This window comes from Arenibacter latericius DSM 15913 (genome assembly GCF_000424985.1).
GTDB classification, from domain to species: Bacteria; Bacteroidota; Bacteroidia; order Flavobacteriales; family Flavobacteriaceae; genus Arenibacter; species Arenibacter latericius.
Genome location: NZ_AUKX01000069.1, coordinates 1 through 16,084, shown reverse-complemented (window position 1 = coordinate 16,084; position 16,084 = coordinate 1). Strand labels below are relative to the sequence as shown.

Here is a 16,084-nt window from a genome sequence, read left to right as displayed (position 1 = left end):
CTCCTATTGCGGCATAGCACCCTTCCCTAACACATCGGGAACCAGTATAAGGGGCAGGACAAAGGTTAGTAACCTAGCCAACAAGAAAATAAAGAGCCTACTTGATCTATGTGCAAAATCGGCCTTACAGCATAATCCGGAAATGAAAGCATATTACCAGAGGAGACTGGAGGAAGGAAAAAACAAGATGAGCACAATCAATATTATTAGAAACAAATTAGTGTCCAGAATGTTTGCAGTTATTACGCGAAATGAACCCTATATTAATCTTATGAAATATGCAGCTTAGGATTGTTGATAAATTAAAGTAGATATCCTTTTTTTAATCATAGAATACAGGCGGAACAAAAGACCTCTACTGTGGTAGATGGGCTGAATACCACGGTAGAAAGTGAAACTGTAGGAGACAATATTAATTATAAGGTAAACGTTAATACAGCCTCTGGAGCTTCTTTAGGGGTAGTAAAAGAAGCCGCTACCAATTCTACGGTAAAAATTAACGAAGACGGAGAGTTATCCGTAGATCTTACCAATCTGAATAGGATTGTAGAAACTAGCGTATCCTACACGGTGTCCTTAAAGGACGCCATTATTTTAGGAAATGCCAACGGGGGGCATGTGAATATTACACTTCCTAATGCCACTCCAGAAAATAAAGGAAAAAGACTGACAATTAAAAAACAAGATGGAAATGAAAATTATTACTTAATGGTGTTTGGCGCTATAGATGGCCTATCAGAATTATATACAGCATTGCCCTATTCTGGTTGGGAGCTTATTTCCAACGGAGTAGAATGGAAAATAATAAACAAATTTTAATACCAAATTAAATATACCACACCCCTAATACCCAACGATTATGAAAAAAATAATCCAATCAGTTTTAATTGTGTTTACGTTTTTAGCAACGTCAAACGCTATTGCACAGCAAGGTTTTGGAACCAACCAACCCGATAAATCGGCGGCGGTAGATATCGTCTCCTCAAAGCGAGGTTTGTTAATTCCGCGTATAGCGCTAACGTCTACAACAGCAGCTACTCCGGTTAATAGTCCGGCTGAATCTCTTTTAGTCTATAACACAGCAACTGCGGGTGCTGGGAATACTGCTGTGACTCCAGGTTACTACTTCTGGCAAGGGGGCAAATGGGTGCGATTTGTATCTGACGCTACCGAAAAAACAGTAACGGTTACTGAGGGGGAGAACGTTACGGTTACTGAATCTAATCCAGATGGTAATACCACTCAGTATGAAGTTGCTGTGAAAGCTGGAGCTGCTAAACAAGTTTTGGTGACGAAATCCGATGGTTCTGGAACCGAATGGGTAAATCCAGCAGATTTCATTGCAGATGTTGTTACGGCGAGTAATGGTTTACAAGAAGTTGGTAATGACGTGCAATTAGGTGGAGTTTTAGACCGTGCCACTGAGATTATAACAACTACAGGAAATACTTTAGCTATTGTAGGATTAGAGGATATCTCTACAACATCTTTCAATAGTGCTACCCAGAATATTGTAATAATGGGAGCAGACGGAGTGCTAAAAGTAGTTTCACCTCGAACTTTAGTTGCTGCCAATGAAACTATTACGAAATTAGAGGTAAACGCAGACGGATCATTCACCTACTACAACGAAAGTGAGGTTGATGCAGCAGGTAATGTTATCACTGGAGCAACTGGGGTAACGATCGATTTTGATGCAGTAGATATTGATTATGATAATTCGGCTTCAGGTTTGGCTGCTTTGGATGTTCAATCAGCTTTAGATGAGATTGTAGGTAACTTAACTTCTGGTGGTGGTGTAAATTTAGTAGATAAGGAAGATGGAACTTTTAATTTAGTTGCTGATGATGGTACTGTTTTAAGTACGATTACCAAAGCAAACTTGACCGATGTGGGAGATGGTATGTATACCTTTAGCAATAATGACGGTACAGATATCACTTTTGATGTAAAGACCGTTGATGTTTCTCTTAACGCAACTTCCAATATTTACGAATTTAAAGATGCTGCTGGTGCTGTAATAGGTAGCATCGATATGAATGCTTCTAATGTTGCTTATGATAATACAACTTCAGGATTATTAGCTGAGGATGTTCAAGCGGCCCTGGATGAGATTGTAGTTAAGTTAACTGAAGGAGGAGGCGTTGAATTAGTGGATACTGCTAATGGTTCTTTTAATTTAGTTGCTGATGATGGTACTGTTTTAAGTACGATTACCAAAGCAAACTTGACCGATGTGGGAGATGGTACGTATACCTTTAGCAATAATGACGGTACAGATATCACTTTTGATGTAAAGACGGTTGATGTTTCTCTTAACACAACTACTAATATTTATGAATTTAAGGATGCAGCTGGTGACGTTATCGGTAGCATCGATATGAATGCTTCTAACGTTGCTTATGATAATACAACTTCAAAATTAGTTGCTGAGGATGTTCAAGCTGCTATTGATGAGTTGGCTTCAACAATAGATACTTCTAAAGGAGATTTAACTGTTGAAGGCGGACTAGAATTCTACGATACTACAGATGGAGTTGATAAATTATTAGGAGATGCTAAAATTCAGATTAAAGACGGTGGAATTACAACTGATAAGATAGCCGATGGTGCTGTGACCAATGCAAAGGTTGGAGCTGATGCCATTACAACTGATAAGATTGTAAATGGTACTATTCTGAATGAGGATATTGCTAATAAGCAAATTACTGCTGATAAATTAAATGCAGATGGTGTAACGGAAGGTTATGTGCCAACCGTTAACGCTGATGGTTCAGTGACATATCAAGAAATATCTGCTACAACTTTAGGAAAAACCTTAAGTACAGATGGTAAAATCGTAATTGGAACAAACGGAGATTCATCATTAGCAAATGCTGTCTTGGTAGAGACAGAACTAAAAATAGCAGAAGGAAGTATAACCACAACAGAAATTGCTGATGGTACCATATTAGCAAGTGATATTGCAAATGCTGGTAATAATCAAGTTTTAGTGACTAGCAGTACTGGTGAAGCTACTTGGGTAGATCAGTCTGCCTTAAAAAATAAGGATAGTTTTACAGGTACTGCGCCAATTACAGTTACCCCTGGTACAACTTTAAATGCAAATGGTGGTATAGATTATACCATCGATGTGAATAATGCGAATGGAACAACGCTAGGTGTGGTTAAAGAAGCGGATGCCACCCCAACAATAAACTTTGTTGATGGTGTAGCTACTGTAAATGTGGATAATATTTCTGCAACTCAAGGAAAAGCACTTACGTCAAGCAGTATAACCGTTTCAGCAGATGGAGCCAAAGCACTTCTTGCTGATACTCAAATAGATATTACGCCAGGTACCGCAGCAGGTCAAGTTATGGTAACTAATGCTGATAATAGTGGGGTTGAATGGGTTGACCCAAATACGCTAGGGAACACGGTTACAGCAGACAACGGTCTAACCAAAACGGGTAACAATATTCAATTAGGAGGTGATCTTACAGAAACGAATACAGTAATTGGAGCTGCTGCAGATAAAACTTTAGCTATTACAGGTTTACAAAATTCAACCGATGCTTCAACCTCTATTGTTTTAGCAGACGAATCAACAGGAGTTTTACGTAAGGTAGCAAGATCCTTAGAGTATGCAGCTACAAGTACGTTTGATGTAACTGGGATAACTGGTTACAACAAATTTGTTCAAGAAATTACTATTTTAGCTACCATTGGAAATAATGACATAGACATTACCCTACCAGCTGCTGGCTCCGCAAATGGACAGGTAATCAATGTGAAAATAGCGAATACGACTGAACCAGATGCTTATGTGAATATTCCAAATGTTGACGGTACCACTATCTATGGTGCTATGCCATATCAGGGGTGGATTCTAAAATCTAACGGAAGTACTTGGTCGGTAGTAGGAAGTAATTAATTAAATAAATTCTCTCTGGAAGAGACCACATGAATAAACTTATATTACAATATATAGGGGTAGCGGTGATGCTTGCATTGAGTTCTAACAAAATCTCGGCGCAAGAAGGCCTGGGAACAAACGCACCGGATAAATCGGCCGTAATGGAGTTGGCGTCTGGGAAACGAGGATTCTTGATTCCTAGGGTTATGCTAACAAGTACTGCTGTTGCGGCTCCGGTAATTACACCCGTAGCACAATCCTTAATGGTGTACAATGAAAACACGACTACAGGTGCTAATGGGGTGAGTCCTGGGTTTTACTATTGGGATACGGATAGGTGGGTGCGATTTGCAGAGCAGGATGATATCAAAGATCTGGAGACTGTTACATCACTAACTGATAATGGAGATGGAACCATAACCTACACCAATGAAAATAATATCAGTGTTACTGTCAATTTAGCTGCAGGACCACAAGGTCCTGCTGGACCAAAAGGGGAACCTGGACCTCAAGGTCCACAAGGAGAACAAGGTCCACAAGGAGAGCAGGGTATACAGGGAGAGAAGGGTGAAACTGGTGCTCAAGGACCACAAGGTCCTCGAGGTGCAACAGGATTACAAGGGCCTGTTGGACCAAAAGGAGATACAGGTGAAACTGGGCCACAAGGTTTACAAGGAGAGCAGGGTATACAAGGAATGCAGGGTGTAAAAGGAGATACTGGAGCAGCTGGTCAAGATGGAGCCGATGGAAACGGAATTGCATCAACAATTGATAATGGCAATGGTACCTATACCTTTACTTATACCGATGGTTCTACTTTTACAACATCAGATTTAACGGGGCCGCAAGGACCACAAGGACCTGCTGGACCAAAAGGGGAACCTGGAACTCAAGGTCCACAAGGTGCAACAGGCCTACAAGGACTAAAAGGAGATAAAGGCGATCAAGGTCCTGTTGGACCAAAAGGAGATACAGGTGCAACTGGACCACAAGGTTTACAAGGAGAGCAAGGTATTCAGGGAATACAAGGCCTAAAAGGAGATCCTGGTACCGCTGGTCAAGATGGAGCCGATGGTAAAGGGATCAATTGGAGAGGAGCGTCTAACACAGTACCTGCAACCCCAGTAGAGAATGATGCATACTATAATACAGCAGACGGCAAATCATATATATATGATGGTGCCAATTGGGTAATTATGACTCAAGATGGTACCGATGCTAGTGTTACAGCCAATAATGGTTTAACCAAAACGGGTGGTAATGTGCAATTAGGAGGAAGTCTAGATAATTCTACTACTATTACAACCGGTGCCACCAACACCCTTAAAATAGCTGGTTTGCAAACAGGTACTACAACAGATAAATTAGTGGTAGCAGAAGCTGATGGTACGTTAAGACAAGTAAAATCTGCTATGCCCAAGTTCTTCTATATGCCTCCTATTATTTTTGATACTTCTCAGAATGGATCGTATACAAAAGACCTTTATGCAGAATATGAGGCACAGTTTACAGGGACAGGTAACCCAAACTTGGTTAGTAGTGCTGGTGCTACTCAAGGGATACCAACCTTGCTCGCGAATGAATTGGAATATTATATCACCTATTATGATACGAATGTATTCTCAGGTGTTTCTATAGATGCAAATGGATTGTTATCCTATACTATCAATAGTAATGCAACTCAAGCTTCTTTTATGACTATAGTATTTGTAGTTAAGGAATAAGAAGATATTTAAGCCCCGCTTGCACCAAAAAGTTAAATGATAAAACGCACTTTTATATATAGTCTCCTAGTTATGCTCCTTGCCGTTACAGGCTTACGGGGACAGACGACCAATTCTGGGGTGTTGTATGTTAGTAAAGACACTAAATTCGCTACAGTAGAGCGATTTGATAATAAGGAGAGCGGTGAGTTTTATAATGATGGGGAAGCGTTTATTTACAACCACTTTAATAACGATGGTATTTTGGATTACTATGGGGAAACTGGTTTTACCCAGTTTGTTGGCAATGCAGTACAGCAGCTTACAGGTACAAAGGTGAGCTACCTCTATGATGTTTTTTTTAACAACAACAGCAATCCGGCACCATTTCAACTTTCAGGGGCCTTGGATATAAGTGGAGTATCCGACTTCTACCAGGGTATTGTAGATAACGACAATTTTGGGGGTAGTATTACCTTTAGTAGAACAGGATCTCATGCCAACACCTCAAACGAAAGTCATATTGATGGAATGGTCTATAAAGCGGGATCCGATAAATTTACCTTTCCTATTGGCGATGGGGGCTTCTATCGTTTTGCTGGGAGTTCGGAACTTAATGCGCCTAGTCTTTATACCGCTAAATTCTTTTATGAAAACTCAGATGCGCTATACCCACATAGTGAGAAAGTAAATTCGCTAGACGCAATCGACCACCAAGAATACTGGCGTATAGAAAAAGAATCTGATAATAAGGACGATATACTTATCACACTCTCATGGAGTAATGATACCACTCCCTCAGAATTTATAGCGGCAGCAGCACAGAACGCATTAACCGTAGTACGCTGGAATGAAGCCTCTAACAGATGGATAAATGAAGGAGGGAACATTAATATGAGCAATCAGACTGTTACTACAGCCGTAACCGGTTATGGGATATATACGTTCGGAATTTTAAATGAGGCCGATATCCTTCCCTGTGGCTTAACGGTTTATAACGCAGTTACCCCAAATGGAGATGGTATTCACGATTCTTTCGTTATAGATGCAGGGCAGACCGACTGTATTCGGGATTTAAAAGTTCAAATTTTTAACCGTTGGGGAGTAAAGGTGTTCGAGTCTAATAACTATGGGGAAAATGGAGAGGTGTTTAAAGGCTATTCTACTGGGAGGTTAACAGTGAATGGATCACGACAACTGCCCACAGGAACCTATTTCTATATGGTAGATTATGAATATGGGGATCCGTCAGCGAATACTAGATACAAACAAACGGGTTACCTATACCTAATTACCGATTAAATGACACGGTTAATAGTTAAGGGAGTGTCTATCTAAGGAAGGAGGTAAAACGCAACAAGATTTGCAATACAATAAAGAGCGATGTAATGCCGTTAGGGTAAGTCAGGCAAGAATTATAAAACTAAAAGCTTGAGTTAGAAGATGAACCACAACCTTATGTAACCTGCAATTATTTATAGAGTAGGGGAGTAAAGCTGAGGTTAAATAGATTTTCACAACTAATTATAATAAGAGGAAAAGACCGAAATAGTGACTAAGATGAAGATGAATTATGCTATTCATTTATGCAAAACAATATTAACAGCTATTGCAGCTGTATTGTTGTTTGTGTTCCCTAGTGCTGCGAATGGGCAAAGTTTTACCGCTACTGATGGTTTTGATGTTCCAGCTCGTGTTTTTGGTGGGGCAATGAGTGGCTCTGGTTGGGCAAATAATAGTTGGATTCGTGAAGGTGAAAATTCTTCCGAGTTTATAGTGATAAGTCAATCTACAATGACTCCAATATTAAGGTTTGATCAATGTGATTTTGAACCAAACTTTCTACAACTAAGCAATAATAATACTGGAGCTTATAGGTTAATCAATCTAAGTACGGCTATATCTGCAACCCTAACCTTTAAGTATGACTATCATCAATTAGTAGATGATAATGATTATATATTGGTGCAAATTGATCCTGAAAATGATGGGAATTATATAACTCTCGAAACGATAACAAGTACAGGTAATAGCCCTGATCCAGCATCAACAGTAAGTATATCTATACCTGAAGAATATTTAGGAGGATCTGCAACACGCATTAAGATTACTACTGGTTCTGAATTACATCATCTAACAAGTGAATATTGGTGGATAGATGATGTAGAAGTAGCTGTTATTGGGATGGACGTTGATGCAACAGTTACCGATGAGTCATGCCCTGGTGCGAATAATGGGGCTATTAATTTAACTGTCTCAGGGGGAGATGCTCCATATACCTATGAATATGAATTGAGTAGTGCTAGTGGTGTAACTACAGGGAGTGGACTAAGTATAACCGGACTTGCAGCAGGTACCTACAAAGTGGGTGTTACGGATGCTAATGATGTTAAGGCGTATTATAATGATTCTTTAATAGTTAGAAACTCCGGATCTATATCCCTAAGTTTAAACGCCACCTATTTAAGTGGGAGCGGCACAAGTGATGGTGCTATTGATTTAACGGTAAATGGCGGAGCGGCAAATTATACTTATGCTTGGACCAAAGATGGTAACTCCTATGCTTCTACAGAGGATCTTGCTGGTCTTAGTGCTGGCACCTATGCTGTTACCGTAACAGATGCATGTAATCAGACAGCAACCTCTTCTGTTATAATGGAGTTTAAAGGAAATCTAGATGTGGTACAAAAATATTTATACCTAACAGGTCCAGATCAAGGCTTGGATAGGATAGATCCAGCAAATGCAGGAACAACAGACAATACAAAATCAACTACGGCGCCTCTAAAGCATTCTCCGGTTGAATATAAATCTATATTAGATCAATTCAATACAGTTGCTTATAATGGAGACAACAGTACGGGATCATTAAAATGGGATGGAGATTGGATAGAGATGAATGATGATAATTCCGCTTCCTCGGGTAAAATTCGAGTTGTATCATCAGGGTTAAGGTTTGAATTTGTAAAGCACACCCAAAAAAAAGGTTTCATCTATAGGGATGCAGATCTAAGTAATGTTCCTACAGCTAAATTAAAATTTGAAGTATCTAAAAAAAATTTACACAGTGGTAAAACCAACGAAATAGGGGTTGAAGTTTCATACAATGACGGGGATTATAACCACTTAGGTGTCATTAATTATAATTCAGTGGTTGAAGGGGGGAGTTATTCATATGACCTTATCGCAGGTAAGGCAAAAACTAGAATACGTTTTATTTTTAATGACCATGATCACAATAATCATATAATTTTGGATGATATTGCAATTGAGTACCCTTTGCCAAGGACTCCGGGAAAGGAAACCTTTACTCAAACCCCTGCTATGTGTAGTCCCCTTACTATACCTGCGGCCGAAACTATACGTGTAGAAACCTTTGCGACAGTAACAAGCGGATCTATGCCATCTAATCCTGATATAACCGCAACTTTACAATACGGTGCAACACCAACCCATATTATTACACTTAATAACCCTACTTGGGACAACTCGAAACTTATATGGACAGGTACCCTTCCAAGTGAAATAACCATACCTACAGGGGCAAGTATTGTTATGGAAATTACTAATAATGAAATAGGAGTTGCATTTACCATTGATTACGATAGTGCAACTAATCCTTCAAAAATACAACTACCAACTTCTACCTATATAAATATAGATGCATACGATTTTTATGATGATTCTTTTGTAAATGGTGGAGGATCTATAATTAACCCAGAGGAAGGCGTAGTAGGAAAAACCGTTTATCTAAGAACTACGGTTAGTGATCCTTTTGGCGCTTATGATATTACAGGTTTAGATTTTATAATTACAGGCCCCAATGCAAGTTCTACAACAGTTGCAGCAACACAAGTTGCTTCAGCAGGGTGTAATAAAACCTATGAATATGCTTGGACAGTTCCTGCAACTAGTGGCGAATATAGTTTACAAGCTATAGCCCATGAAGGTTCTGAAGGTGTTACCCATAAAGAAACAAAGACGTTTAAAGGATTAGTACGCTATGTAATCACAAACCCGCATATCTATCAGAGAGTGATTAAGTAGTAAAAACAAAAATCCTTTCACCATTGTTATAGCACTAAATAGGTTTTTGTAATAACTTGTCTATACTAATTTGCAGCCTTCCAAATACTAGTGGTGGAGCCTGTGAACTCAAATAATAAATTACTTGGTATTGTCCCTAATTGCTCTATCCCTACAATATCTATACTAATCTTGCGTTGTATTTAATCTGATGTTTTTATAGGTCGATAAAGTAAGGACCCTATTTTTTTATATAAATAGCTATATATAGATGCTACAAATGCAGCTAAAGACTATTTAACCTATACAGAAACTAAAAGAGTTTGGAGGGTTACTAAGTATAATAGTCCTTTTTAGATTAAGGAATAGGTAGAGATTCAAACTAATTAAACCATACTAATAATTGAACCATCAACCTCAGTTATATTTAAATAAAAAGGAAGTGTATAGTGAAGCTAAACATTGGATTTATCAATTCAATATTATGAAAATCACCTCCCGATTTTCGTATATAAGACTGCTATTTCTTGTTTTATTCTTCCTCCTATTGTCTATAGCATCTGTAATTGCGCAAACTAATGCACCCAGTATTCGAACGGGTGTTACGTTTCAGTGGGAAACGAACCAAACTAATGGTACACAGCCTTCTACAATAAAAAGTATTACTGTAGATGAAAAAGTTTATAATCTATTTGTGGCTCCTACGGGTTATGAATTGACGAAAGAAGGATTACAACCAGACAAAAATACTATTAGGGAAAACGGAGCAACTATAAAATCAAATAGTAGTGTTGATCGTCCAGATTGGAATGCTAAAGCATTAGCAGCATTTCAAGATAAAAATCTAAATCACTATTTTGAGGCAAATCCAAATGGTGTTGATATGTGTAATAATTTCAACGCGGTAGCAACGGATACACAGGCACAAAGACAGACTTTAACCTACGAGAATGCTATACCGTCTAATAATGGAGGGATTGTAGCCATTACTGAGAGAAATGCAAATAACTGTTTTCATATAGAGGTGTTTGGTACTCCAGCAGATGGAGGTCCAGACGGATCTTTAGGTCAGACCTTTGTTAGACATGATAATACTAGTTGGGGGTTTGGAGGGACTGGTTCTTCAGGGAATATAGGTACTCCTGGAGCTGTTAATCCGCCAAATTCCAATTCGGATTATTGGTTGTCCGATCGTGTTTTAGAGGGAAACAATACTATAGGTATTGCTTTATTTTACCTAAAAGATCTTGCGCCAATAGGCTCGCTAATAAAAAGTGTGCGAATTACGGCCGCCACAAGAGATCACGGAGATGGGAAGTTTTTTATACTTCAATCGTATGCTGCTAGTGATCAAATAGAAACCATATGGAACCAAACCCTATTAAATGGTAATGTGGCCCTAAACGATCCTGTTCCAGCAGGGTCTACTTTTACTGCTATTGGATTTGGCCCTAGCAATGGTAGTTTAACCTTTAATTCTGATGGTAGCTTTGAATACACCCCTGATTCCGATTTTACAGGGGTTGATAGTTTTGAATATCAGGTATGCTTGCCCTCTCCAAACCAAACTACTTGCGATACGGCAACGGTTCGTATTATGGTGATACCAGATACGGATGGCGATGGATTGCATGATTCTGAGGATTTAGATTCTGATAATGATGGTATCCTAAATAGTATTGAAGGCTGTGGACCAGGAGGGGGAAATGGTAACTTAGATCTTGCGACTCAATTTCCTGTTGGAAACGACTATACAGCAGCAGATAATGGAATTAAACCAACTTCGGTGCCTGGGATTAGTGCTAATTATACATTTTATATGGAATCTACTGGGGGTGACAATAGAATTTCAAGAAGAAATTATGACCCTCCTAATGGTCAAGGGCAGCTTTTTAGATTGAGGGTTGGGAAAAAGAAAACAGCCTCTATAGATATAGAATTTGTTGAAACAAGTACAGGATTACCTACTGCCATCTCTGGAGGGAAATTTAAAATAACAGACCTGGATGAAAAAGAAGAGGTAACGGTAGATGTGTACGACCAGCATGGAAACCTCATAATATTAAAAAGAGTTACAGATAATAACTTTGTAAGTCACTATGTGAAAAGTGTAGGTACCCAAGTGGTACATCCAGATCATAATATGTTTACAACAATTGATGATCCAGATACTACACCAAATGGAGACAATGTTGCGGATGACGGTCTTGCTTCCGTTATCTTTGACTTTTCTGGTCAATTGATTTCAAGAATTAAAATAACCTCCTACCATGTTCGTGGAGGGAACTCCTCTATTCGATTTGCCGAAGTACACGATTTTTGTAAACCTTTAGATACCGACGGAGATGGTATTCCAGATTCACTGGATACCGATAGTGATGGGGATGGATGTCCAGATGCAATTGAAGCTGCTGGTAATTTTACCAATGATGATGTGGACGGTTATGGCCGACTTACAGGAGGGGTAGATGCAGATGGTGTTCCTTTAGTCGCTAACGGAGGTCAGGCAACCACAGATGCGGTAACTACGGCCGTTAGAATAAATTTAGGAACAACACCGGAAGCTACCCGTACTTATAATATTGGGGATAACGTAACCCTAACCTCCAATACCACAGCAGATAGAGCCACCGCTTACCAAACAACACCACCTTATGCTCCTATATATGGTACCCCAGGTAATGCCAATGATGGGTTACAATATGCTTGGACCTTTGATGATGGTAGTGGCCCAATTGCAGTTGGCACTAATAGTCCGACCCTTAATTTGGGTCAAGTAAATATGGAGAATGCAGGGGAATATGTGCTTACTATTACACATCCTAATAATGTGTGTGCTATGGAAACCTCTACTTCTGCGGTTACCATTAGACGAAGGATAATAATTACCAACCCACATATATATTATAAAGTTAAAGGCAATTAATTAGGTCGTTGCCACCGATGGTAAACAGCGGTCCATATATGATCTCTTAGATTAAGTACCTATTTTAAAAGCCTCTATTCTTCTATAGAAAAGTAAACTTACAGCAATGATGTTTTGCTAATTATCCACCGCTACAGCAATTATTCTATCACCAACCAGGTATAGGAATTAGCCGGAATAGTGACCTTTACCGTAATTACATAATCCCTATTCAGTTGATAGCTTTTAACCTTTCCTTCCTTTTCTCTAACCTTGGCAGTTTTGGTTAATCCGGTATAATATAATGGAAGTTTTATCTCCCTGACGATCTCTTTAGATAAGGGGTTAAAAAGCATTGCCAAGCCTTTTTCCTTTAATTTGGGATTCGCATGCATAATCCCATCCCAATCCTTTCCAGAAGGCCTTTTTAAGTGAATAACATCACTATTTAAGATATCCCTGTACTTTTTGTACCAGTTGATTACATTGGCAACTACGGCTTTTGTTTTTGGAGTGTCGTACAGGCGTGGCCCTCTATAACACGCTTGTACTCCGGATCCGTAGTTCTGCATCATATGGCTCTCATAGTCAACCAAATGGTCGTTTAATGGCTCTAAAGTAGCTGCCGCGCCACCACCGTGGTATTCGGTTAAGGGTACAAAAGTCCAAGACATGCTAGGGATGGTTTTCCATAAGCCATCGTATATATTCTGACGCCCCAGGATTAGTTGTCGCTCTCTAGGAAGGGACCAATTCACCTCCCTATAACCTATTCCCGTTTTATTGGTTCCCGAATTGATATAGAAATCTGGAACATTCATATAAATACCTTCAGACCGCATCCATTTATACAAACCTTGAATTTGGGCGTATTGCTTCCATTGGGAGTCTTCCAAGCCATTGTGATAGGTATGTGTTGTTGAGGCACATACATTTCCGGGGTACGACCCATCATGCTCAAAAACACTCATGCCCGTTTCATTTAAAAACGTTTTTATCTTTCTGAAATAATCATAACCCCAATCGGAACACAGGCAAGGGGAGGAGCCAAAAATCATTCCCCCGCGTTTTCCGGTCTCAGGATTTATAACATCTACCTCATCGCTTATCCATCTGCTAGATAATAAGGAGTACCCTCCAAGTTCAATGCCCTTAGATTTGGCATAATCCACGTACTCCTTAAATTCTGCATAATATTCAGGAGATTCCTTTTCCATATTCAGCCCACTGCCAAAACTTAAAATTATCATTTCATACCCTACTTCGGCACACTGATCTACAGCCGACTTTATTGTAGCGGGATCTGTAGAAGTAAGATGGAGAAAAATGGGATTCTCTGTGGTCCACGGAGAAATTGTGCGGTACATTTTTCTAATAAACAATCCTTTTCGCTCTTTATCAAAACTATCAAATGGCGTTTCCCAAACTCTAAAAGTCGTGATTGTATCCCCCTTTGCAATAGCCACATTTGGTCCCAATGGTGGCCTTACCTCTAACATAACCGGTAATTGCATAGGATAGTTGGTTTGGGAGGTATAGCGTGGGTCTGGTTCCCAAAAGGTAGTTTTATCCGATGTCTTTTGTTGCATTGCTCCAAAGGCATAGTCTGTTTCGATATGGATATTTGGCTTTTCAAAATGTTTTGGTACATCCACAAGACTCTCACCTTCTACCATGGCTAATTGCTCTAGCTTAAATTCGTTCAACTGAACCAATAAGTCCCCCTCATTAATGACTTCTATCCACTTGCTAAGGGTGGGAATGCCAACATTACATAATGGACTTTTACCACAATATCATCCTTAGATAAGGTGAAGATTAATTCCTTACCGCTGGGCATATCTGGATTGGAAGCCCAACGTACACGCTTCCATTCCAAACGATCACTGACCTCCTTAACTCGGAAGTCCTCAATTAAAAACGAATTGGGATCTATGGTCATATCGTCTATCCATTCTAATAAGGTATAAGCAAATTCAGGCTGACCTTTTAATCCTCCAATAGCATATTCCTTACCGTCTATAATCAAGGTACCTTCATTGGAAACACTTCGCAAAAGGCTTTCTCCAGTCATTTGGTTAACATAGTCTACCGTTGCTAAATTGGGGAATAATCTAAATACCCTAGCCACTAGACCATTGGAGATTATGATATCCTTGCCATTGTCACTTCTATATACTTCTGCTTTTGCTTTTTCGTTATCTATTAGCCAATCATATTCTGGTTGCTTTAATGGTGTTTTAATCGCAGGTAAGGCAGCAAGCAGTTTCTTTAGCTTAGTGTTAATTTCTTTTGATTGTACTGGTGTTTCCCCTATATAGTCATACGCCACCATAATAGGAGGGATTTCAAAATAGTTGATTTTTGGATGTATCCATACCGCATGGTCACCGCTTTTACCATCACCAGCATCATCCACTATCATTTCTAGGGTACCCCTTTTAATTTTTACATCAATCTCCTTGGCAGGATCCCCTGCTTTCATAATCCCACTATTATAGAATTTCTCCCCGTTGTTTAGGAACTTAAAGATTACCGAGCCTTTGTCTACCTTTCCATCTTTCCCCTCAACCCCTATAAACTGTTTTTCCGTATCGGTTATATTATAAAACATACGCTTCCCATCCGTTAGCGGAATGGAGGTAATACTTTCCAAATCATAATTTATATTGGAATCGTTTATACCTACTTTTGCAGTAAATTGACTTCCACCATTAACTTTAATTTTAAAACTCGATTGGGAATGCACTCCAATTCCAGTTTTATACTCAACGCCTGCTACCGATAACGCTTCACCCGTTACTGCTTTGTTCTTAACTGGGGCACTATAGGTTTGCAGTCCCATGGAAATGTGTATTTCTTCGATGTTGATGTTGTTTTGGGCGACACCAATAAATAGCATCAAACAAGTAAAAAGCAAGGCTAATTTAAATCTCATTTTTCTTCGGTTATTTCTTATTATTTACTTCTTTATATTCCTATAAAAATCTATCAGGAATTGTGTTGAACCCTTAAAATTTGCGCTAGTAATATCCTAAAACAAGGCTGATTCTTGAACACTAATATCCTCATTGTTAAATTAAATTTAGACAATATTTAATAAAAGAGAGGGTACTCATAAAGAAGATAACAGAATAGTCGCGATTCAATATGAAATGAAACAGGTGTTTGAGGTTATACTCGATAATTGAGATTTAAATGCTCCGAGGCTGTCTTGCCCGAATCTTTCCTTTAGATTTATAAAGTTATATTTAGTAAATAAAAGGAATACAAAAAAGAATAATAGTTATGATGATGAGATTTCTTTTTTTGCTTCTTTTTTCTTTGTTGATAAGTTTAACTTTGTTAATAACCATAATTGAAAAAGAACGGGGTGAACTTTGTGTCGTTCTAGGTTTATGGCCTATCGCCTGTATTAGTCCCCGTTCTTTATTAACCCGGTTGCAAGGACCAAATAGAATTTCAGTCTCTACCTACTAAAGGTGTTAGTCAACGCAACCATTTTTAAACACCATAAAATTATGAAAATAATGGAAACAGTGGGCGTGGACA

The 16,084-nt window shown here is 38.9% G+C and carries 9 protein-coding genes; 7 read left to right on the top strand and 2 right to left on the bottom strand.

Annotated features, from left to right (window positions below; translation table 11 throughout):
* The 7 genes from H344_RS0115840 to H344_RS0115810 form a co-directional block, all read left to right on the top strand.
* Window positions 1-289 (top strand): transposase (locus H344_RS0115840; RefSeq protein ID WP_026811188.1); only part of this gene is annotated, 289 nt, incomplete at its 5' end.
* A gap of 71 nt (window positions 290-360) precedes the next feature.
* Window positions 361-819: a hypothetical protein gene (locus H344_RS0115835; protein WP_026811187.1), complete on the top strand. Its 459-nt coding sequence runs from the start codon at window positions 361-363 to the stop codon at window positions 817-819.
* Between the two features lie 40 nt (window positions 820-859).
* Window positions 860-3,916 (top strand): hypothetical protein, encoded by a 3,057-nt coding sequence (locus H344_RS0115830; RefSeq protein WP_026811186.1) that lies wholly within the window; start codon window positions 860-862, stop codon window positions 3,914-3,916.
* A 29-nt stretch (window positions 3,917-3,945) separates the two neighbouring features.
* Window positions 3,946-5,622, top strand: coding sequence for a collagen-like domain-containing protein (locus H344_RS21225; protein ID WP_051254366.1), 1,677 nt, complete (start codon window positions 3,946-3,948; stop codon window positions 5,620-5,622).
* Window positions 5,623-5,658: 36 nt separating this feature from the next.
* The gene (locus H344_RS0115820) at window positions 5,659-6,903 is read left to right on the top strand and encodes a gliding motility-associated C-terminal domain-containing protein (RefSeq protein WP_240485002.1); all 1,245 of its coding nucleotides are present in this window, start codon (window positions 5,659-5,661) and stop codon (window positions 6,901-6,903) included.
* Window positions 6,904-7,161: 258 nt separating this feature from the next.
* The gene (locus H344_RS0115815) at window positions 7,162-9,648 is read left to right on the top strand and encodes a SprB repeat-containing protein (protein ID WP_026811184.1); all 2,487 of its coding nucleotides are present in this window, start codon (window positions 7,162-7,164) and stop codon (window positions 9,646-9,648) included.
* Between the two features lie 463 nt (window positions 9,649-10,111).
* The gene (locus H344_RS0115810; protein WP_157378338.1) at window positions 10,112-12,553 is read left to right on the top strand and encodes an Ig-like domain-containing protein; all 2,442 of its coding nucleotides are present in this window, start codon (window positions 10,112-10,114) and stop codon (window positions 12,551-12,553) included.
* 140 nt (window positions 12,554-12,693) lie between these two features.
* On the opposite strand, the gene H344_RS22025 is transcribed toward H344_RS0115810, so the two are convergent.
* Window positions 12,694-14,238, bottom strand: a complete 1,545-nt coding sequence (locus tag H344_RS22025) for a S8/S53 family peptidase (protein ID WP_205667202.1) — start codon at window positions 14,236-14,238, stop codon at window positions 12,694-12,696.
* 32 nt (window positions 14,239-14,270) lie between these two features.
* Window positions 14,271-15,470: an NPCBM/NEW2 domain-containing protein gene (locus H344_RS22020; protein WP_205667200.1), complete on the bottom strand. Its 1,200-nt coding sequence runs from the start codon at window positions 15,468-15,470 to the stop codon at window positions 14,271-14,273.
* Between the last annotated feature and the right edge of the window lie 614 nt (window positions 15,471-16,084).